Origin of the sequence: Sinorhizobium sp. RAC02, assembly GCF_001713395.1 — a bacterium.
GTDB lineage: Bacteria > Pseudomonadota > Alphaproteobacteria > Rhizobiales > Rhizobiaceae > Shinella.
The window spans coordinates 2140561-2159684 of the sequence record NZ_CP016450.1 but is presented as its reverse complement, the minus strand read 5'-3'; the positions used below and the strand labels follow the sequence as shown (position 1 = coordinate 2159684).

General features: G+C 63.2%; 18 protein-coding genes. 3 read left to right on the top strand and 15 right to left on the bottom strand.

From position 1 onward, the window contains the following. Nucleotides 1-9: 9 nt before the first annotated feature. Genes BSY16_RS10375 through BSY16_RS10365 form a run of 3 tightly spaced genes read right to left on the bottom strand, consistent with a single transcriptional unit; the run spans nucleotide 10 to nucleotide 1889 of the window. On the bottom strand, nucleotides 10-573 hold the full coding sequence (locus BSY16_RS10375; RefSeq protein WP_069059580.1) for a biotin transporter BioY: 564 nt from the start codon (nucleotides 571-573) through the stop codon (nucleotides 10-12). A 36-nt stretch (nucleotides 574-609) separates the two neighbouring features. Next, nucleotides 610-1215, bottom strand: coding sequence for an energy-coupling factor transporter transmembrane component T family protein (locus BSY16_RS10370; RefSeq protein WP_069059579.1), 606 nt, complete (start codon nucleotides 1213-1215; stop codon nucleotides 610-612). Continuing rightward, nucleotides 1209-1889 (bottom strand): energy-coupling factor ABC transporter ATP-binding protein, encoded by a 681-nt coding sequence (locus BSY16_RS10365; RefSeq protein ID WP_069059578.1) that lies wholly within the window; start codon nucleotides 1887-1889, stop codon nucleotides 1209-1211. Before BSY16_RS10365 ends, BSY16_RS10370 begins: the two co-directional genes overlap by 7 nt. A 193-nt stretch (nucleotides 1890-2082) precedes the next feature. Between BSY16_RS10365 and BSY16_RS10360 the strand changes: the two genes are divergently transcribed. After that, nucleotides 2083-3279, top strand: coding sequence for a winged helix-turn-helix domain-containing protein (locus BSY16_RS10360; protein ID WP_069059577.1), 1197 nt, complete (start codon nucleotides 2083-2085; stop codon nucleotides 3277-3279). Here the strand turns inward: BSY16_RS10360 and BSY16_RS10355 are convergent. The 7 genes from BSY16_RS10355 to BSY16_RS10325 all read right to left on the bottom strand — a co-directional run bounded on the left by BSY16_RS10355 (nucleotide 3276) and on the right by BSY16_RS10325 (nucleotide 13687). After that, nucleotides 3276-3929, bottom strand: a complete 654-nt coding sequence (locus BSY16_RS10355; RefSeq protein WP_069059576.1) for a hypothetical protein — start codon at nucleotides 3927-3929, stop codon at nucleotides 3276-3278. The genes BSY16_RS10360 and BSY16_RS10355 overlap by 4 nt on opposite strands. Before the next feature lie 120 nt (nucleotides 3930-4049). Continuing rightward, nucleotides 4050-5009, bottom strand: a complete 960-nt coding sequence (locus BSY16_RS10350) for a hypothetical protein (RefSeq protein ID WP_069059575.1) — start codon at nucleotides 5007-5009, stop codon at nucleotides 4050-4052. Nucleotides 5010-5089: 80 nt separating this feature from the next. Beyond that, entirely contained in the window at nucleotides 5090-7078 is a 1989-nt protein-coding gene (locus BSY16_RS10345; protein ID WP_083242882.1) for a C1 family peptidase, read from the bottom strand. An 88-nt stretch (nucleotides 7079-7166) separates the two neighbouring features. After that, entirely contained in the window at nucleotides 7167-8267 is a 1101-nt protein-coding gene (gene ribB / locus BSY16_RS10340; RefSeq protein ID WP_069059574.1) for a 3,4-dihydroxy-2-butanone-4-phosphate synthase, read from the bottom strand. Between the two features lie 9 nt (nucleotides 8268-8276). Further along, complete coding sequence (aroC, locus tag BSY16_RS10335; protein ID WP_069059573.1) at nucleotides 8277-9374, bottom strand: chorismate synthase; 1098 nt, start codon at nucleotides 9372-9374, stop codon at nucleotides 8277-8279. A 108-nt stretch (nucleotides 9375-9482) separates the two neighbouring features. Continuing rightward, nucleotides 9483-10007, bottom strand: a complete 525-nt coding sequence (locus tag BSY16_RS31930; protein ID WP_150129926.1) for a hypothetical protein — start codon at nucleotides 10005-10007, stop codon at nucleotides 9483-9485. Between the two features lie 125 nt (nucleotides 10008-10132). After that, nucleotides 10133-13687: a bifunctional diguanylate cyclase/phosphodiesterase gene (locus tag BSY16_RS10325; protein WP_069059571.1), complete on the bottom strand. Its 3555-nt coding sequence runs from the start codon at nucleotides 13685-13687 to the stop codon at nucleotides 10133-10135. A 270-nt stretch (nucleotides 13688-13957) separates the two neighbouring features. Between BSY16_RS10325 and BSY16_RS10320 the strand changes: the two genes are divergently transcribed. Further along, on the top strand, nucleotides 13958-14218 hold the full coding sequence (locus BSY16_RS10320) for a DUF1344 domain-containing protein (protein ID WP_069061489.1): 261 nt from the start codon (nucleotides 13958-13960) through the stop codon (nucleotides 14216-14218). Nucleotides 14219-14232: 14 nt separating this feature from the next. Here BSY16_RS10320 and BSY16_RS10315 read toward each other — a convergent pair whose 3' ends face one another. The 4 genes from BSY16_RS10315 to BSY16_RS10300 form a co-directional block, all read right to left on the bottom strand. Then, nucleotides 14233-14814: a histidine phosphatase family protein gene (locus BSY16_RS10315; RefSeq protein WP_069059570.1), complete on the bottom strand. Its 582-nt coding sequence runs from the start codon at nucleotides 14812-14814 to the stop codon at nucleotides 14233-14235. Nucleotides 14815-14836: 22 nt separating this feature from the next. Beyond that, complete coding sequence (gene fabI, locus BSY16_RS10310; protein WP_069059569.1) at nucleotides 14837-15655, bottom strand: enoyl-ACP reductase FabI; 819 nt, start codon at nucleotides 15653-15655, stop codon at nucleotides 14837-14839. Nucleotides 15656-15787: 132 nt separating this feature from the next. Continuing rightward, nucleotides 15788-16834: a DnaJ C-terminal domain-containing protein gene (locus BSY16_RS10305; RefSeq protein ID WP_069059568.1), complete on the bottom strand. Its 1047-nt coding sequence runs from the start codon at nucleotides 16832-16834 to the stop codon at nucleotides 15788-15790. Nucleotides 16835-16948: 114 nt separating this feature from the next. Then, nucleotides 16949-17392 carry an RT0821/Lpp0805 family surface protein gene (locus tag BSY16_RS10300; RefSeq protein ID WP_069059567.1) on the bottom strand — a complete coding sequence of 148 codons (444 nt, stop codon included), beginning with the start codon at nucleotides 17390-17392 and terminating at the stop codon, nucleotides 16949-16951. 44 nt (nucleotides 17393-17436) lie between these two features. On the opposite strand from BSY16_RS10300, the gene pdxH reads away from it, so the two are divergent. Next, nucleotides 17437-18057 (top strand): pyridoxamine 5'-phosphate oxidase, encoded by a 621-nt coding sequence (gene pdxH, locus BSY16_RS10295; protein ID WP_069059566.1) that lies wholly within the window; start codon nucleotides 17437-17439, stop codon nucleotides 18055-18057. 3 nt (nucleotides 18058-18060) lie between these two features. Here pdxH and BSY16_RS10290 read toward each other — a convergent pair whose 3' ends face one another. After that, nucleotides 18061-19116, bottom strand: coding sequence for a polysaccharide deacetylase family protein (locus tag BSY16_RS10290; RefSeq protein WP_069059565.1), 1056 nt, complete (start codon nucleotides 19114-19116; stop codon nucleotides 18061-18063). Nucleotides 19117-19124 lie beyond the last annotated feature (8 nt).

Below are 19124 nucleotides of genomic sequence, written 5' to 3'. Positions count from 1 at the left end.
GGCTCAGGCTCAGGCACGCTGCGGCAGGAGCGGATAACCTGCAAGCACGGCGCGGCCGGCCAGCATGGCGACAAACGCCTTGATGAGGTCGCCGGGAATGAAGACAAGCGAGGCGAGGGCCGTTTGGAAAAACGCCTTGCCGCTCACATAGGCGAGCCACGGAATGCCGAAGAGGTAGACGACGGCGATGCCGCCGATGACGGATGCGCCCAGGAAGGCGAGAAACTGCGTAAGCTCCCCCTGGTCTTCCCGAACGAAGCGCTCGGCGATCAGGCCGCAGACGAGGGCGCCGAAGACCCAGCCGACGAGGTAGCCGCCGGTCGGGCTTGCGAAAATGGCAAGGCCACCGCGACCGCCGGAGAGAACCGGCAGGCCGATCGCCACGAGCAGCAGGACGAGCAGCACGGCGCCAGCACCGCGCTTGGCGCCGAGGATGCAGCCGGCCAGCATGACGCCGAGCGACTGCGCGGTGATCGGCACCGGTATGAAACCGAGCGTGATCGGCGGCAGCAGGCCCAGTACCACGATGATCGCGGCGAAGAGGGCGACGAGGACGATGTCTCTGGTGGTCATGTCGAGGTTCCCGGATGGACAAAATTGGGTTGGCATTTAGTGCCGCCGAAAACCGCGGGCGTCAATCGCCATGGCGATCGTATCCGCATCCTTCAGCGTCAGGATGATGAGCGGCGTCAGTGTGGAAAGCGGTCGCACCGGCAGGCCGCGCGCCCTGTGCGCGTCGGCGATATCCTGATAGCGCGCAAAAATCTCGGGAACGAAACGGATGACGAGGCCAACGGCAAGGCTGACATCCGCCGCCCGCACGAAACCGAATCGCTCCAGCGGCGTGATGAGCCGGGTGATCTCGTCCATGAAGGCGGAAATGCCCGTCGTCGCGGTGACGGCCGCGGCCAGCAGCACCAGCGTGGACAGGCGGCAAAACACGACGAGCGCCTCATGCAGCGAATGAAAGAGATAGTTCGCCACTGCGACAATCAGCACTGTGAACAGCACGAACCGTGTGCGCCGCGCTGCTTCCCGGATGCCGATGCCGGTCGACAGATAGAGCCCTGCAGCCAGCACAAGCGCGGGTACGAGAAGGCGCAGGTCCGAGGTAACGAAGAGCACAATGGCCGCGACGAAAAGCACAATCAGCTTGCCGCGCACGGGCATGCGATGCAGCAGCGAAGTGCCCTCGATGTCGAGCCCGTTCAGCATGCGGCGATTTCCCGGTAGGCGCGGATCGCTTCGGCCGGGTCGCTGTCTGCGGCAAGCCGCCCTTCGTGGAAGACCAGCACCCGGTCGAAGCCTTCGAGTAGCGCAAGGTCGTGCGTGATCACGAGCACCTGCTCCGGCAGGCCTTCGATGGTGCGCGCGATGAGCGCGCGGTTCTTCAGGTCGAGCTGGTTGGTCGGCTCGTCGAGGATCAGAAGCTCCGGGCCGGTGACGAGCACGCTTGCAATGGCGCCAAGCTGCGTTTCTCCGCCGGAAAGCTCATGGACACGCCGGCGCGCCAGGTGCGAAATGCCGAAACGCGCAAGCACCGCCTCGGTCTTCTCCGCGATCTCGACCTTGCCGAAGCCGCGATTCTTCAGGCCGAAGGCGATGTCTTCGGAGAGGATCGGCAGGATCATCTGGTGCTGCGGGTTCTGGAAGATGAAGCCGGTTTTTCCGCGCGCGGCAACCTCGTCCGCCATCGTATCGAGCCCGCCCACCGTCACTGTGCCGGTCGTCGGTTTGACGAGGCCGTTGATCAGCCGCGCCATGGTCGTCTTGCCGGAACCGTTGAGGCCCACGACACCGATGCGCTGCTCGGCAAGCCGTAAATCCAGCGGCTGGAGCGCGGTGCGTCCGGCATAGCTCACCGTGGCGGCAGAGAAAACGATGTCCAAGAGCGGGGTCCCGGTTCGCAGATGGGTGGTGGACCTATAAGCAATTCCAAGGGAACTGCGAAGCGCTTTTGTGTCGGTGCCTGCAATAATGTTGAACAATCGACGGAAAATGTTGAAGGAGCTCGCATCGGCCTGATGTCCGCCGACAGAAAATGACTGGAACAAAACGGGAATATGTGTCTATCATCCAGCCATGACGATTCTGCTTTCCAATGCCGAGGCCCGGCGCATCTTCCTCGCCCGCCAGGGCCTCAGCGGACCACCCGGTCGCCTGCTCGGCAAGGCAGGGCTGTTGCAGCTCATCCACGATATCGGCTTCGTGCAGGTGGACAGCATCGCCACCGTCGAACGGGCACATCACCAGATCCTCTTCTCGCGCAACCAGACATACCGGCGCGAGCACCTGACGGAACTGCTGGAGACGGATGGCGAGCTCTTTGAGCACTGGACGCACGATGCCTCCATCATCCCGAGTGAATTCTACCGCTATTGGAAACATCGTTTCCGCCGCAAGGAAGCGTCGATCCTGGAACGGTGGCGCAGATGGCAGGGCGAGGGTTTTGACGCCACATTCGAGGAAACCTATGAGCGCATCGCCTCCGGTGGGCCTGTCCTATCGCGCGATCTGAAAACGGACGAGCATAAGTCCGGCGGCTGGTGGAACTGGCATCCGAACAAGACGGCGCTCGAATTTCTCTGGCACACCGGCAGGCTGGCGATCGCCCGGCGGGAAAACTTCCAGAAGGTCTATGACCTTACCGAACGGGTCGTGCCGGCGCATCACCATGAGCCGGATGTCGAACATGACGCCTTCGTCGACTGGGCTTGCCGCAGCGCGCTGACAAGGCTGGGCTTTGCCACCCATGGCGAGCTTGCCGCCTTCTGGGCGCTGATCTCGCCGGAGGAGGCGAAAGCCTGGGTGGAAACGCACCGAGACGAACTGCGCCCCGTCGCCATCGAAACGGCGGACGGCGACAAGCCGCGTGCCTCCCATGCTTTCGCCGACTTTCCGCAAAACCTCGGCGATATCCCCGAGCCGCCCGCAAGACTACGCGTGCTCTCGCCCTTCGATCCGCTGATCCGTGACCGCAATCGCACGGAACGGCTGTTCGGTTATTTCTACCGCATCGAAGTCTTCGTGCCGGAGCCCAAGCGGCAATACGGCTACTATGTTTTTCCGCTGCTCGAAGGCGACCGCCTCGTCGGCCGCATCGACATGAAGGCCGACCGCAAGGCCGGCACGCTCGACGTCAAGCGGCTGTGGTGGGAGCCGAAGGTCCGCGCCTCGGCGGGGCGGCTGGAGAAGCTGGAGGCCGAGCTGGCCCGTCTGGCGAAGTTCTCGGGCGTGGAGGAGGTGCGGTATCTCGATGGGTGGCGCGGGGAGGGCTAACGCCTTTTCCCAAAGGCGTTGGCTGGAACGGCGCGGCTGAAGGATGGTGCGGCCGATTGCGCGCGCGGCACCGCCGCCATGTTCGGCTTTAGCTGGAGAGATGGCTCCGCTCTGCCAGCGGAAAAGCGCCGCTCGTCGAGGTCATCCTCTGTTTCCGTTCGGCCCCGCGGGGTGAAAATGGCGCGGCGCAGGCCCGACGAGCGCAGCAGGGCGAAGCCAGCGGCGACAACCGCTCCGATGATCCAGAGGAGCCCGACCATCAGCTGGCCGCCGACCCCGCGTGTGGGTGTGTCGGCTTCCGTCAGTCCGACTGCCGGCAGTACGAACTGTTTGACCTTTTCCTGATCAAGTCTGACATAGCTGGACTTGCTCTTGAAATAGCCGACCCATTCTCCGCCACCGAACGTGCTGAACTTGTAGCCGAGATCGTAGAAGCCCTTGTCCTGGAACTTGAACGCCGTGATATCTGGCAGTTCCTTGACGAAGACGACGGATGAACCGCCGCCCGGGATGGGAATGATGACGGGCAGGGATTGAGGTTTCGCCCGGCTGCCGCTGAAGGAAAAGCCGCGACGGCGGGCCTCGGCATCATCGGTGAACGACAGCGCGGCCAGCATTGTCGCCAGCAAGAGAACGACGAACAGACGCATGGAAATCCCCCAGCGGTTTGCTGAAAGGGGATGGTAGAGTCAAATCTACAACTTCCGGTAATCGGAATAGTTAAAACTCTTTCCATTCCGTAGCGGTGGGGAAAAATGCGCGGCGTGGCTCTACGCCGAGACCGGCCGTCCACCGAAGGCACCCCTGGCGCTTTCCGTGAGCGCCCGGAATTTCTCCGACGCGCCGGCGAGCTTCGCGTCCCATTCGGGGTCCGGCACCTGGCCGCGGATCGTGTCGAAATAGACGGCCATCAGCGCGGTGATCGCAAAGGGCTCCAGCACGGCTGCCTTGAAGGCCCAGGCGAAGACGAGCGCGATGATGAAGCTGTAGCCGGCGATCTCGCCAGGGAAGACGTAGAGGATGGCGGCCGCCGGCGCGAGGGCCAGCAGGAACACGCCGATCGAGAGGATCCAGAGGAAGATGGAGAGCCAGACGGCGTTCTTCACCATCTTCAGCCCGTTCTGCGCATAGAGCACGAGGCCGCGGCGCGAACTTTCCCAGGCATTGTCGCTTTTGGTGCGGATGTTGTAGCCGAGGATGATCTCGTCGACATAGGTCAGCGACAGGCGGATGACCGTATTGGCAAAGCGCGTGATGCCGTCGAGGCCCGGGATCGGCAGGAAGGCGGCAACGCCGCCGATGAGCCCGGTGATGGCGGCGATGACGCCCTTGATGAGCTGGTCGAGCGCAAAAAGCATGTTCGCCTCGCCGAAGCGGGCGGTGACGATCTCGCGGCCATAGGCAACCTGCCCCTTGCCGTCCGGCAGGGCCTCGCCGTCGATCAGCTTGACGATGACGGCGATATGCGCGGTCTTGACCATGTAGAGCAGCCATTCCCGCGCCCAGTAGACGGCCGTGCCGACCAACCCCATGCCGAAGAAACCGCCCCAGACCGCAAAGGATTCCGGGCTATCAGTGACCGAGCCCACGCCATAGCCGATACCGGCACCCACCCCCGTTGCCAGGATGAAGGCAAGTGTGATCGAGAAGTAGATTACCATCCGGGTGAGGATGAAGGGCATGGTCTTCAGCAGAATGCCGATGGTCTTGCCGATGCTGAAATCCCACATGCCGTATTGCCCCCGATGGTTGCGTCGCTGCGAGGCAAACGTTTCATGGCCGCAGGATATTCTGCCAGATCGTCCTGGGGTCAATATCCCTCCATCTCGCTTGGAATGGGCGGTTTCTTCGGCTTTGCCCCCAGGATGCGCTCCATGATGGTCGCAAGCGTCGCCGCGTCGTTGTCGAACCCGCCATGCGACGTCGATTGGGTCTTCGCGCCGGAAGCGCCGGACGAGAGGTCAACGGTCATTTTGCTCGATTTCGGTATGTCGGGTTGGAAAATCTCCATGCCGGCGAGCGGCGTGCCTGGCTTCTCTTCATAGGCGCGGGAGACCAGATAGAGCAGCGAACGGCTGTAGGCGGGCAGGAGGACCGTATCAAGCCCGACGATGTCGTCCTGTTCCAGCTTGTCGGTCATCATGTAGAGATGGATCTTGCCCGACAGGGTCGCCTTGCCCTTGCCGGAGAGCAGCGGTTGGTAATGGTCCTCGAAGAACTTGACCGTGCAAGCCGGCGCCATCAGGTGGACGCTGGCGATTTCGGTATTCTTCAGCCCGAACTTGTCGAAGGCCGAAAGCAGCCGCCCGAGAACGATGGAACCAGCGCTGTGCCCGACGAGATGGAGTCGTGGTCTGTTTTCGGCGGTGTCGAGAGCCTTCAGCAGCGGTCTCAGGCCCTTGATCCCGCCGCCATATTCCTCCTCGTCGGACAGGGTGGAGTTGGTGCCCCGGTCGAAAAAGGCGGCCTCGGCGTCCCCCTTCATGTTGCGCCATGCCTTCTGACCGGCATCTTTGCCGAGCCCCGTTTCGAAAACGGGGTCCCATAGCCCCCCACCGGCGAGACCGGCCAGCTTGTTCGACATCGACCCGAAGACCTCATCGAAGAATCCGGAGGCCCACATGAGATGAAAATTGTAGATGCGGTTGCGCGTAAAGATTTCGCTGCGTTTCCAGGCGGAAATGCGCTTGGACTCCGCCACCGTGGTGTTGAGCCCGCCATGGGCGTAGATCACGAGATCGGAAAAGCCCTTGCCGCCGTTCGAATCCGTTCTGGTCAGCCGGTCAACCGTCTCCAGCATCTCGGTCGATGAAGGGGAATAGTATTTGCCCTGGGTGATCAGCCGTCCGTCGTCGATATTGATGAAATGGCCGAGAATGTCGTCCCGCTTCGGATCCCCGAAGCCGAACAGCCCAGTGGCCTCGGCCGCGGTGACCTTCGGCACGGCGCTGAAGGCATTCGGCGCGGGCACGCCGAGTTGGAGGACCCAGGCGTCCATCACCGTGGCCGCCCAATCCTCGTAGGACCAGTGGGCGGTGCCGTCCTTGCCCCATTCCTCGCCCCAGGAGTTGAGGATCCAGAAGCCTTCCGCATCATAGCCGACGATCACGAAGGCATGCCCGCCCTTGGGAGTGCCGCCGGGCGCGATGCGGCCGTTCTTCGGCTTGTCCCAGTTCGAATGGATCTGCGCCGAGATGTAGACCGCGCCGACCTCCTGAAGGGCGGCGTGATAGTCGCTGATATCCGGCTGGACGCGGAAATAGGCGCCGAGCCGTGTTGCCCGAGCCGCTTTGGCGATGTCGTAGGTCAGAACCCAAGGCGCGGCATCTTCACCGGGTGTCCCCTCGGTGCAGACGCCATTGCGGAAGAAACCCTTGAGCCCGCCGCGCAGGCTGGATCCGTCGTGTATCGTCTCGGCCCACTCGTCGTTCTTGCGTGCCATTTCGTAAAGCATCTGCGCGCTGACGCGCTCGGGCTCTGGCCCGTCCGGTTCGGCAAAGCGCAAGACGTCGATGATATGGGCGAGCGAATGGCCGACGCAGCTTTGCGTCTGGCCCTGGTTTCTCACGGAAAAGGCGATCCGCGGCGTCTTTTGGGGGGCAAGCCTTTGCAGGTGCGGCTGGTAGGCGCGGTCCCGAATGTCGGGAAGGTCGGGCAGAATGTCGAGCACGCGCCCGCCCGCAGTCGCAGATGCAAGACTGGTCAGATAAAAGCGGCCACCGATGTGGACGCCCCCGCTCTTGCCAGATGTCGGTCCCTTGCCTGATGGAATACCCTTGCGTGGGCCGCCCCTTGCCATGCTGTGTCCTCCCCTGACAGATGCATGGCTAATTTAATCACAGGTTGTATTCTGTGTTAAGGGCAATTTACAGCGTGATCGACAGAGTTCAGCAGAGGTCCGTCGCGCTGATCTGGATGCCGAACCCTTCGAGGCCGACATAGTGGCGCTCGCGGGAGGCCAGCAGGCGGATCGAGGTGATGCCGAGATCTTTCAGGATCTGCGCGCCGAGACCGATTTCCAGCCATTCGCTTTCGCGCGCCTGCGCCTCGTCGTGGCCTTCGCCCTCATGCTTGCTTCTGCGGGCGGTCTGCGAGGCGCCGACGCCGACCGAGCCCTCGCGCAGGTAGACGATGACGCCCCGGCCTTCGCCGGCAATGCGCTTCATGATGCCGTCGATCTGGCGGTCCGCGCCAAAAACGTCGCCGCCGACATTTTCGAGATGCAGGCGCACCGGAATGTCCACACCGTCGCGGATGTCGCCGAAGACGACGGCGAGGTGGTGCATCGGGTCCCAGGGCAGGGTGTAGGTCATCGCCTTGGCCTTGCCGTAGGGTGTGTCGATGGTGAAGCTGTCGACCTGTTCGATCAGCGTTTCCTTGCGCTGGCGATAGGCGATGAGGTCGGCGACGGAGACCTGCTTGAGGCCATGCGTCTCGGCAAAGCTCGCCACCTGCGGACCGCGCATGACGGTACCGTCGTCGTTGACGAGTTCACTGATCACGCCGATCGGCGGCAGGCTTGCAAGCTTGCAGAGATCGACGGCGGCTTCGGTATGGCCCGAACGCATCAGCACGCCGCCCTCGCGGGCGACGAGCGGGAAGATGTGGCCGGGGCGCACGAAATCCGTCGGACCAACATTCGGATTGGCGAGGTTGCGCACCGTCAGCGTACGATCGTCGGCGGAAATGCCGGTGGTCGTGCCGTGCTTGAAATCGACGGAAACGGTGAAGGCGGTGGTGTGCGCCGAATCGTTTTCCGCCACCATGGCGTTGAGGTTGAGGCGCTTGGCTTCCTCGCGCGGCATCGGCGTGCAGACGATGCCGGAGGTGTGGCGCACGATGAAGGCCATCTTTTCCGGCGTGCAATGCACGGCCGCGACGATCAGATCGCCCTCGTTCTCGCGGCCGTCGTCATCCATGACGACGACGATTTCGCCGGCCTCGAAGGCGCGGATAGCATCGACGACACGCTTCTGGTCGTAGCTCATGGCAGGCTCCTATTTAAGACGGCCGGTTTGGCCCCGGTCGCGCAAGTAGTGATCGGCAACGGCGCAGGCAACCATGGCCTCGCCGATCGGCACGGCACGGATGCCGACGCAGGGATCGTGCCGGCCCTTGGTGCGCAGGTCGACATTGTTGCCGTCGGCGTCGATCGAGCGGCGCTCGGTGAGAATGGAGGAGGTCGGCTTGATGGCAAAGCGGGCGATCACCGGCTGGCCGGTCGAGATTCCGCCCAGGATACCGCCGGCATGGTTGGACAGGAAGATCGGATTGCCGTCATTGCCCATGCGCATCTCGTCGGCGTTTTCTTCGCCGCTCAGTTCGGCGGAGGCAAACCCGTCGCCGATCTCCACACCCTTCACGGCGTTGATCGACATCAGGAGGGAGGCGATGTCCTGGTCGAGCTTGCCGTAGATCGGCGCGCCGATGCCGGCCGGCACGCCTTCCGCGACGACTTCCACGACGGCGCCGATGGAGGAGCCGGCCTTGCGGACGCTGTCGAGATACGCTTCCCAGACGGGAACGATGGCGGGGTCGGGCGCGAAGAACGGGTTGTTGTTGACCTCGTTCCAGTCCCAGTTGTTGCGGTCGATCTTGTGCTTGCCGATCTGCACCAGTGCTGCGCGGACAGTGAGGCCCGGCACCACCTTGCGGGCAAGGCCGCCGGCGGCGACGCGCGCCGCGGTCTCGCGGGCGGAGGAACGGCCGCCGCCGCGATAGTCGCGGATGCCGTATTTGGTGTCATAGGTGTAGTCGGCGTGGCCGGGGCGATACTGCCGTGCGATCTCGCCATAATCCTTGGAGCGCTGGTCGGTGTTCTCGATCATCATGGAGATCGGCGTGCCGGTTGTGATCATCGTCTCGCCGTCCTCGTCCATCATCACGCCGGAGAGCACCTTGACGAGGTCGTCCTCGCGGCGCTGCGTCACGAAACGCGACTGGCCGGGCTTGCGCTTGTCGAGCCAGGCCTGGATTTCGGCGAGCGTGAAACGGATGCCGGGCGGGCAACCGTCCACCACGCAGCCGAGCGCGATGCCATGGCTTTCGCCCCAGGTGGTGACGCGGAAAAGATGACCGAAAGTGTTGTGCGACATGAGCGGAACCGGACCCGATAGAAGTGGTCCCTCTCTTAGTGGAAAAGAGAGGGGTGGGACAAGGGTTTCGCACAGTATGTCGGCTTTTGCGCGAGCCGGCCGCTCGGGCTACGCCTTCGAAACGTTGGGTGAATAGGTTCCGTCGTCGGTCTCCGCATCCCGGCGCTCCTGAAGCCAGATGATGAACTGCGTCATCGACGTCGTCGTCTGGTCGCCATTCTTTCCGAAGAATGCGAATTCTTCTGTGCGGCCGCTGTGTCTCACATGAGCAAAAAGCTCGATTTGTTGCTCGACCTGCTCGTCGCTCAGGGCGGTGATATCGGCCTTGCCAATCGCCTCGCGTATCTTTGTATCCGTGAAGTCCTTCGACCTGTCAGGTGGCATGAGGTGCAAGCCAGCCCTTACTCGCTTAGCATTTTCGATTGCGCGACCCACACTCTCTCGAGCCTCCGGTGGAAGTTCATCGAGAGTGCGGACAGCCGATGCTGGTGGAGTTCTCCAGTTCGAGAAATCTGAAATCTTTGGGCCAGATCTGTGCCGATCAAGCTCCGCCATGATGCTCGGGCCTATGGTGCTCGCATTCAACATATGGAGTTCCCGTAGATTGTGGGTTCGTGATGTCGATTCCAGCATAGCGCGAAATCCTTACATATGGTTACCAAAGGATTTAGGCGGCAGGATCAGCATGGCGGCATAAACGAAGCTCTCGAAGGGACCCTGCCCGACGAGAGGGGAAGCCGCCGATTGAAGGAAGAGACCTAAGACGCCAGTTTCCAGCGCATCTCGGTGCCGAAGGCCAGGAACGCATCGCGCGATAGCGGCTTGGCGAAGGCGTAGCCCTGCAGGAGGTCGCAACCCAGCAGGCCGAGCATTTCGGCGTGTTCCATGGTCTCGACGCCTTCGGCGACGATCTCGATATTGAGCGAGCGGCCGATCTCGATGATCGAGCGCACCAGTGCCTGTTCGTCGCGCGAGGACAGGATAGGCGCGACGAGTTGGCGGTCGATCTTCAGGCGCTTGGGCTTCAGCTTCAGCAGGCTGACGATGGAGGTGTGGCCGGTGCCGAAATCATCGATCTCGATGTCGATGCCGAGCGCCTTGATGCGCTCGAGATTGGAGAGAACGATGTCGTCGCTCTCGTCGAGGAAGATCGATTCGACCAGTTCGAAGGCGATCTGGCCGGGCTGGATGGAAAGGCCGGTGAGGCTGTCGATCAGGCTTTCGTCACGCAGGCGTTTGGCGGAGACGTTGACCGAGATCTTCGGCATGATCAGGCCGCGCGCCGCCCAGCGGGCACAGTCGAGCAGCGCCTTTTCCAGCACGATGCGGTCGAGCGTCGCCATGACGTTGAGGTCCTCGGCGATCTTCAGGAAGCGGTCAGGTGTCAGCAGGCCGTCGCGCGGGTGGTTCCAGCGGATGAGCGCCTCGGCACCGGCGAGCTTCAGCGTACCGGCATCGATCTGCGGCTGGTAGTAGGGAACGAATTCGTTGTTCTCGATGCCGGACAGAATGTCGTCGGCGATGCGCTTGTTCGAGATGATTTCGGCTTGCAGCGCCTGCGTGAAGAATTCGTGCCGGTTGCGCCCCATCGCCTTGGCGCGGTAGAGCGCGATGTCGGCGTTGACCAGCAGCTTGGCGGTGTCGACCGCCCGGCCCTCGGCGAGCGCGATGCCGATGCTGACGCCGAAGCGGCAGAGATGGCCTTCATACTCGACGGGCTGCTGCATCAGCGTGATGATGCGGCGCGACAATCCGCTGAGATAGGCCTCGTCCGTCGTATCGGCCACCACCACGACAAATTCGTCGCCGCCGATGCGGGCAACAAGATCGCCCTCGCGCACCGAGGCGCGCAGCACCTGCGAGGCATGCACGAGCAGGGCATCGCCGGCTGCATGGCCGAGCGTGTCGTTGATCTGCTTGAAGCGGTCGAGGTCGATATGGAGGATGCCGACGCGCACGTCAGCGGTCGTGCTGAGCGCGGCGATGGCTGTCAGTTCGTCGTCGAGCTTGCGACGGTTGCCAAGGCTGGTCAGCGGGTCGTGCAGGGCGTTGTGCTCGATGCGGACCTTCGCCTGTTCGAGTTCCAGGTTCTTGGCGTCGGTCTGCGTCTTGGCGGCCTTGAGATGTTCGCGCAGCACGACGTCCTCGGTGACGTCGAAGGCGAGGCCGATGAGCCTGCGGGTAGCGCCATGACCATAGTGGATCTTGCCGACGGAACGCACATGGCGGATTTCTCCCCCGGGCAGAACGACGCGCGCCTCGTGCACATAGGGCAGGTCCTGCGCGATGCAGCGTTCGACGTTTTCGATGATCGCTGCCCGGTCATCCGGGTGCATGGCACCAAGCCAGGCTTCCTGCGTAACGATGCCATCGGTGAAGGTCAGCCCATAGAGCTGATGCATGCGGAGGTCCCAGAAGGTCCGGCCGCGGTTCAGGTCGGCTTCCCACAGGCCGCACTGGTAGGAATCGAGCGCGAGGTCGAGGCGGCGGGTCGTCTGCTCCAGCTCGGTGTTCTGCAGCTCGGAGCGCTCCTTGGCCTCCTTGAGGCGGGCGGTCATCTGCACGTCGCTGGTGACGTCGAAGGCGAGGCCGACGAGCTTGCGGCGGCCGTCCTGCCCGACATGGAGCTTGCCGACCGACTGCACATGGCGGATCGTCCCATCGGGGTGAACCACCCGTGAGGTGCGCATGTAGGGCACGTTTTCGCGGATGGTCTGGTCGGCCTTGCCTTCCGCCTCCTCCCGGTCGTCGGGATGGATGGCGTTGATCCAGGTGTCGTGCGTGATGCGGCTTCCCGTGTTGGTGACGCCGTAGAGCTGGTGCATGCGCTCGTCCCACAGGGTAAGCCCATCCTCCAGATCGGCCTCCCAGAGGCCGCATTCATAGGAATCGAGCGCCAGGTCGAGGCGCTGCGTCAGCTTGGCAAGCTCGGCGTTCTGGATGTCGGCCTGTTCCTTGGCGGTCTTCAGGGCCTGATTGAGCAGCACGTCCTCGGTGACGTCCCAGCTGATGCCGGTCAGCTTGTCTTCGCCGTTCGGGCCGGCGAGGCGCGAGCCGACATTGCGGATATAGTGCCAGCTGCCGTCCGGCATGAGGATGCGGTATTGCGACTTGTATTCGCTGCCGCCGGCGCAGATCAGGTCCATCTGGGCCTTGGCGGTGGCGACGTCGTCCGGGTGGAGAACCGAGCGCCATTCGTGATCGTTCGGCGTCGCCTCTTCAGAGAAGCCATGCAGGCGGTGCATCTGGGCGTCCCAGTTGCGCGCGCCGGTTGCAAGCTCGATTTCCCAGATGCCGATCTTGGACGCGTCAAGCGCAATGTCGAGACGTTGCGAGAGCGACTTCACTTGCCGTTCGCGCGCCCTGAGCCGGGCAATGTTGCGCTGGCGCTCGCTGACGAGGCCGCCGGTCAGGAAGATCGGTACGATGATGATGAGAGCGGCGGCGATGATGATGAGCCGGATCTGCGTCAGGTTTTCCGGCGGATGATGCCAGCCCTTCGCCGGAATGGCGGCCAGCTCCCAGCGACCGCCTGGAAAATCCAGCACCTGGACGATGGGTGTGCTTTCAAAAATCTCGGCATCGCCGAAGAAGGGGTCGACGATGTTGTCCGGTACGCTGACATCGCGGATGGCCAGTTGGATATCGGCGGAGTGCGCTGAAAAGCCCGGCGGGTTGTGCCGGTCGGGATCGATCAGGCCGGCATCGGTGAAGAGCTTGCGCTCGTCTATCACCCCGTCGATGTAACCCCAGAAGTAAGGTCGGGCGTCGACATTGGTGAAGACCGGCATGAAGAGGTTGAAGCCGCGCCCGCCCTTGGCGAATTCCACCGGCCCGAACATCAGCGGGCGCCCGCGCGAGCGATCGGTCTGGGCGGCCATGCGGAAGGAGTTGAAGCGGCTGAAATTGGTGCCGAGATAATGCTGGTTGCCATCGAGCGGGAAGGCCTGCGTGACCTTGCCGCCGGGTGCGACGCCGACACGGCGGAAATGGGTGTTCTGCAGCATCAGCTTGCGGGCGAAGACATTGAACTGCAGGGTCGCCTGCTCCGGCGCCACGGCGAACATGTTGGCGACGCTCCGCAGCGCCGCCACATTGCTGTTCACCTCGCTCTGCAGGCGGGCGCCGACGAGTGCGAGGTCGCCCGCGACATGGTTCTGCAGCTCGTTGCGGTAAATGTTCGCGTTCTGCCGCTCGTAGATGATGCCCGCCGTCAGGATGACGCAGCCGGCAATCGCCGCGGGAACGAGCGACGGCCGCGCCCATTCTGCAATGGACGCCAGATGGCGGCGAAGGGCGGCAGGCAGGTGCAAAAGACAGTTCCCGTTTGTTGCAAAACGGTACGGCTTGTTTCCTTAAAATTGCATTTATAAGCAGCTGAAATACTTGCATTTCCGCTCGACAAGGCGCGGCTGTGCCGCATTTGTCCGACAATCCCGGGGATGAGCGCTGCGCCCGCCTTGATTCACGGGGCCTTTCCGGCCATCCATTTCACACGACCGCGGGGGCGGGCAAATTTCGCCATATTTGGGGGGCATCTGATGGCCAGCAAAAAGACCGATTCATTTCCAGGGATTCGCACGATGCGCCTTCTGATCGCCGCTCTGATGGCTATGGCTGTTTTCCTCTCGCCACTGACTGCATCGGCAGAAAGCGCCGACGTCGAGGCCACCATCACGAATGTCGATACGACGAACCTCAGCCTGTCGCTCGACGACGGCAAGAAGTACCAGGCGCCGGAAGAGTTCAACTTCGAAGGCCTGACACCGGGCGTGAAGGTGCTGGTGTTCTACACCGAAGTGGATGGCAAGCGCGTCATCAACGACCTCGAAATCATCCAGTAGGATTTAATCGCTCCTCACAGCCAGTGCATGCCAGTCGCATCGATGCGTAGCAGCCGGTCCTGATGGATCGGCGTGTTGGCTGCCTCTTCCTCACCCATGCCATGCAGGCGGAAGGCCGCGCGGAACACGCCGCCATGGCTGACGCAGACGGTCGGCTGGCGCACGTCGGCAAGCCATGAGGCGATGCGCCAGGAGAGGATCTCGTAACTCTCGGCATCGTCGCCCGGCGGTATGAAGTTCCACTTCGCGTGGCGGCGCTCCTCGACGCGCTCCGGCGCCTGCGCCGCAAGCTCGGGCAACGTATGGCCTTCCCAGTCACCGAAGGAGACTTCGACGAGGCGCGGATCGGTGCGGTAGGCGAGGGGATCGAGGCCCATGGCGCGGCGCAGGATCTCCATCGTCTCGCGCGTGCGCCCAAGCGGGCTTGCCACGAAATCGAAATCGGAAACCGTCTTGCCGAGAATGCCCTTGAGGGCCGTGCCGTTACCGGCCGCCTGCTTGCGGCCGGTATCATTCAGCGGGATATCCTTCTGCCCTTGCAGCCTGCCCTCTGCATTCCACGCGGTCTGGCCGTGTCGGATCATGTAGATAAGCAAGGCAGAGGGTCCCGCGGTCCGTTTAATCCTTGGCGACAGAAATGTCCGGCGCGTCCACGGCCTTCATGCCGACGACATGGTAGCCGCTGTCGGCATGGTGCGTTTCGCCGGTCACCGAGCGCGACAGGTCGGACAGCATGTAGAGGCCGACATCGCCCACTTCCTCGATGGTGACGGTACGGCGCAGCGGCGCGTTGTACTCGTTCCACTTGAGGATATAGCGGAAGTCGCCGATGCCGGCGGCCGCGAGCGTCTTGATCGGGCCGGCCGAAATGGCATTGACGCGGATGTTCTTCGGGCCGAGGTCGACGGCGAGGTATTTCACGCTCGCCTCGAGTGCAGCCTTGGCAACGCCCATGACGTTGTAGTTCGGCATGACCTTTTCCGCGCCGTAATAGGTCAGCGTCAGCATCGAGCCGCCGTCGGTCATCAGCTTTTCCGCACGGCGGGCGACCGACGTGAAGGAATAGACCGAGATCTGCATCGTCTTGGCGAAGTTGCCCGGCGTCGTGTCGACGTAGCGGCCGGTCAGCTCGTCCTTGTCGGAAAAGCCGATGGCGTGCACGATGAAGTCGATCTTGCCCCACATCTTCTCGACATTGTCGAAGACCGCATCGATCGACGCTTCGTCGGAAACATCGCAATCACCCGCCAGCACGGCGCCGATTTCGGCAGCCAGCGGCTCGACGCGCTTCTTCAGCGCATCGCCCTGATAGGTGAAGGCGATCTCGGCGCCCTGTGCGTGGATAGCCTTGGCGATGCCCCAGGCGATGGAACGGTTGTTGGCGACGCCCATGATGACGCCGCGCTTGCCCTTCATCAGACCAGATGCCTGAACCATGGTTTGCCCCCTGAACTTAAAGTCGAAACTGCCTATGGCATAGGCGGCACGGTGGTTCAAGCGCGGGAGGCTTCAGGAACTGTTAGCACACGTAACAATGGGTGCATGTTTTACCGAAGCGTCACAAAAGGCTTAAAGATAAAGGCCTTCGCGCAGCGAACGCATGAGATCGATCATCTTGGCGTCCGGCTTTTCCCACAGCAGAAGGCGGATTTCGGCGATGAGATCGCCGCGCTCGCCGTTTTCCTTGACGAGGCCTTCGCCCGCAATGGTGATCTTCTGGTCGGAACCCGACCAGGCCGGCACCGTCACGGGAAGCGACCCGAGAGGGCCCTCGATCGTCGTCTCGCAGCCGAGCACGGCGTTTTCGATGGTGATCGGCAGGTCCACCTTCAGGTCGAAGCCATCGACGCGGAAGCGGCCCGGCGCCACGCGCACGGTGATGATCGCATCGCCACGTCTCAGGTTTTCCAGGCGATAGCCCGCTTCCCGGAGGCGGATCACCTGGCCGTCGGTCGAGCCGGCGCCGATCGGCACGCGCAATGTCTGCCCGTCCGGTGTTTCGAGCGTCTGGCGCACCCGGTTCAGGATATCCTCGACCGTGACGGTGACGTCGGCGACGAGATCCGGGGCCTTCTCCACCTTGGCGCGGCTGCCGCGAATGCGGCGGATGATGGCGGAGATGATCGCTGCCGCGGGCGCGGCGGCGCGCGCCGGCGCCGTCTCGTCCAGCGGGGTGTCGCCTGCGGCCTTGCGCGCGTCCTGTGCGGTGGCGGCGGTCGGCTGCTGAGCCTGCGGCTGCGGGCGGGCCTCCGGTTTGGCTTCCGCCGGCTGGCCGCGGGAATCGACGCCGAAGATGCGGGCGATCATGTCTTCCGCGCCTTCGTCCGCCATGCGCGGCGGGGCTTCGGCCTGGGCCTTGCGCTCGGCCTGCTGGCGACGCATCTGCTCCATGCGGCGAAGCTCGGCCTCGCGCTGTTGGCGGTCGTAGCGGCTGCGCTTGTCCGGGTCGCGCAACAGGTCGTAGGCCCGGCCGGCCTCGGTGAAGCGCACGGTTGCGTTGGGGTCGTCGTGATTCTGGTCGGGATGCACCGCTTTTGCGACCGAGCGCCAGGCGGCCTTGATTTCATCTTGTCCGGCGCTTCGCTTCACGCCGAGCACTGAATAGGGGTCACGCATAACTTCCACCCGTTGACGTTTTGCCGATCACGATAGCGAGCAACGTCCTAATCACTGGTTACGGGTCAGGGTTGAGAAATCGCAAAGATTTCGCGCAAGCCCCGGGAGGTGCCCTCAGCCCTGCAGGTCGAAGGCGAGCAGCATCCATTCGCCGGAACTGCCAAGGCAGGTGCGGCCGGTATAGTTGGCGATGCCCTGGTAGGAATGCCTGGTCGTCACGAAGTCGCGGCAGGTACGTCCCGTCGTGTCGCGGTTTTCGGCGATGGTGCTGATCACGCCGGCGCTGCCCGAAGCGGAGTTTGCCCAGGGAATGGCGCTACCGGCGGTGCGCGCAAGATCGGCGGAGGAGACGGCGTTGCGCACGGTGATCTCGTCGGTCAACCGCTCCGCGTTGTTCGGCACGGCGCTGGTGCGTACGGTATCCACCTTGTCGTCAAACAGGTCGAGGCCACTCATGCAGCCGGATACGAGCGCACCGGACATCATCACGGTAACGATCGCAAGGCAGCGCGCCCAGTATGGCTTTGTCTCCGGTCGCGACTTTGCTATGACGTCCACTCCATCCTGCTTCATGCAGCCAATAGATCGGCATTGAATCGAATATGAGCGAAAACGCGTTAACAAGCGGTGACTTCACCGAGGAAAACGAACCTTACTCCCTGTTCGGCACCTGGCTGGAAGAGGCCGGAAAGACCGAGCCGAACGATGCGAGCGCGCTGTCGCTGGCAACCGTCGACGAAACCGGATTGCCCAACGTCCGCATGGTCCTGCTCAAGGGATTCGACGAGCGCGGCTTCGTTTTCTACACGAATTTCGAAAGCCGAAAGGGCGAGGAACTTCTCTCCGCCCGCAAGGCCGCCATGTGCTTCCACTGGAAATCGCTGCGCCGCCAGGTGCGCATTCGCGGCGAAGTGGAGATCGTCACCGACGCCGAGGCCGACGAATATTACGCCTCGCGCCCGCGCGGCAGCCGTATCGGTGCCTGGGCGTCGAAACAGTCCCGCCTGCTCGAAAGCCGCTTCGCGCTGGAAAAGGCGGTCGCCGAATACACCGCACGCTACGCGATCGGCAACATCCCCCGCCCGCCATACTGGTCCGGCTTCCGGATAAAGCCCGTCTCGATCGAGTTCTGGCACGACCGCGCCTTCCGCCTGCACGACCGCGTGGAATTCCGCCGTACCGAAGACGGCAAGGGCTGGACGAAGGTCCGGATGTATCCGTAACGATTAGCGCCGCAGCAGCCGGAACGGGATGCCGGAGGCCAGTGCGCCGACATATTTCGGTTTCTGGTAGAGCCCATTCAGCGAGATGCGGGGGAGCGTCGTCGGCGCGTCGAAGGAGCGGGGCGAGAGCGTGCCGGGTTCCGTCGTCACTGCGAGGCGGAAGCCAAGCTCCTTGGCGATGCGGTGTTCGCGTGACGAGACGGCGGCGCGGTCGCCATAGGGATAGGCGAAGGTTTCCGGGCGGTGGCCGATGATCGCGGCGATGCGGTCGGCCGATTCATCCATCTCGCGGCGGGCTTCCTGGTCGCTGAGGCGCGCGAGCGAGCGGTGGCTGACCGTATGGGCGCCGATCGAGGCGAGGGGGTTGAGCACGAGGCTTTTCAGCTCCGGTTCGCGCATGACGAGCCGTTCGGTGATCATCATCGGATCGATGCCGTGCGCCTTTGCGGCCGTATCGAGCCTTTCGATCGCGGTCGCCTCGTCTGTTTCCACCTGGACGAAGCGGGTCATCCGGCTGAAGGCCGCCTGCTTCTGAAAGGGGGTGGCAAGCGGCATGGTGACCGCGCCGGTGCCGAAATCGAACTCCAGATGCGGCGCCACGCGCAGCAACTCCGTCAGCGTCTCCCACCAGATGCCATGGGTCTTGCAGCAGAAGCCCGGCGCCACGAACACCGTGAACGGCACCTTGTGGCGGGTAAAGACCGGCTGGGCGTGCATGGCGTTGTTGCGATAGCCGTCGTCAAGCGTGAAGGCCGCAAAACGCTCGCCGGGCCGCGCAATGGCAAGACGCGCCGGCATGTCGGCAAGCGCCACGAACTGGTAGCCTTCCTCGCGCAGGTGCTCGATCGCCGCTTCGAGGAATTCCGGGGTTATTTCCAGATGCGCATTGGGATCGAAGACGTGCGGCACCTTCGGGCGCACATGATGCAGCGTGAAGATCGCGCCCATGCCGCGCGCCGTGGACATCAGCCCGGCGCGGCCCGCAAAGTGCGCAAACTCCAGCCCGCCGGTGATGACGGCGCGCTTGAGCCCCTGGCGCATGACATTGCGGATTGGCATGTTTCTTC

Bases quoted from the DNA above. Each gene is read 5' to 3' on its own strand.
- BSY16_RS10375 (WP_069059580.1), bottom strand. From the start codon at position 573: ATGACCACCAGAGACATCGTCCTCGTCGCCCTCTTCGCCGCGATCATC.
- BSY16_RS10370 (WP_069059579.1), bottom strand. From the start codon at position 1,215: ATGCTGAACGGGCTCGACATCGAGGGCACTTCGCTGCTGCATCGCATG.
- BSY16_RS10360 (WP_069059577.1), top strand. From the start codon at position 2,083: ATGACGATTCTGCTTTCCAATGCCGAGGCCCGGCGCATCTTCCTCGCC.
- BSY16_RS10355 (WP_069059576.1), bottom strand. From the start codon at position 3,929: ATGCGTCTGTTCGTCGTTCTCTTGCTGGCGACAATGCTGGCCGCGCTG.
- BSY16_RS10350 (WP_069059575.1), bottom strand. From the start codon at position 5,009: ATGTGGGATTTCAGCATCGGCAAGACCATCGGCATTCTGCTGAAGACC.
- BSY16_RS10345 (WP_083242882.1), bottom strand. From the start codon at position 7,078: ATGGCAAGGGGCGGCCCACGCAAGGGTATTCCATCAGGCAAGGGACCG.
- ribB (WP_069059574.1), bottom strand. From the start codon at position 8,267: ATGAGCTACGACCAGAAGCGTGTCGTCGATGCTATCCGCGCCTTCGAG.
- aroC (WP_069059573.1), bottom strand. From the start codon at position 9,374: ATGTCGCACAACACTTTCGGTCATCTTTTCCGCGTCACCACCTGGGGC.
- BSY16_RS31930 (WP_150129926.1), bottom strand. From the start codon at position 10,007: ATGCTGGAATCGACATCACGAACCCACAATCTACGGGAACTCCATATG.
- BSY16_RS10320 (WP_069061489.1), top strand. From the start codon at position 13,958: ATGCGCCTTCTGATCGCCGCTCTGATGGCTATGGCTGTTTTCCTCTCG.
- fabI (WP_069059569.1), bottom strand. From the start codon at position 15,655: ATGGTTCAGGCATCTGGTCTGATGAAGGGCAAGCGCGGCGTCATCATG.
- BSY16_RS10305 (WP_069059568.1), bottom strand. From the start codon at position 16,834: ATGCGTGACCCCTATTCAGTGCTCGGCGTGAAGCGAAGCGCCGGACAA.
- pdxH (WP_069059566.1), top strand. From the start codon at position 17,437: ATGAGCGAAAACGCGTTAACAAGCGGTGACTTCACCGAGGAAAACGAA.
- BSY16_RS10290 (WP_069059565.1), bottom strand. From the start codon at position 19,116: ATGCCAATCCGCAATGTCATGCGCCAGGGGCTCAAGCGCGCCGTCATC.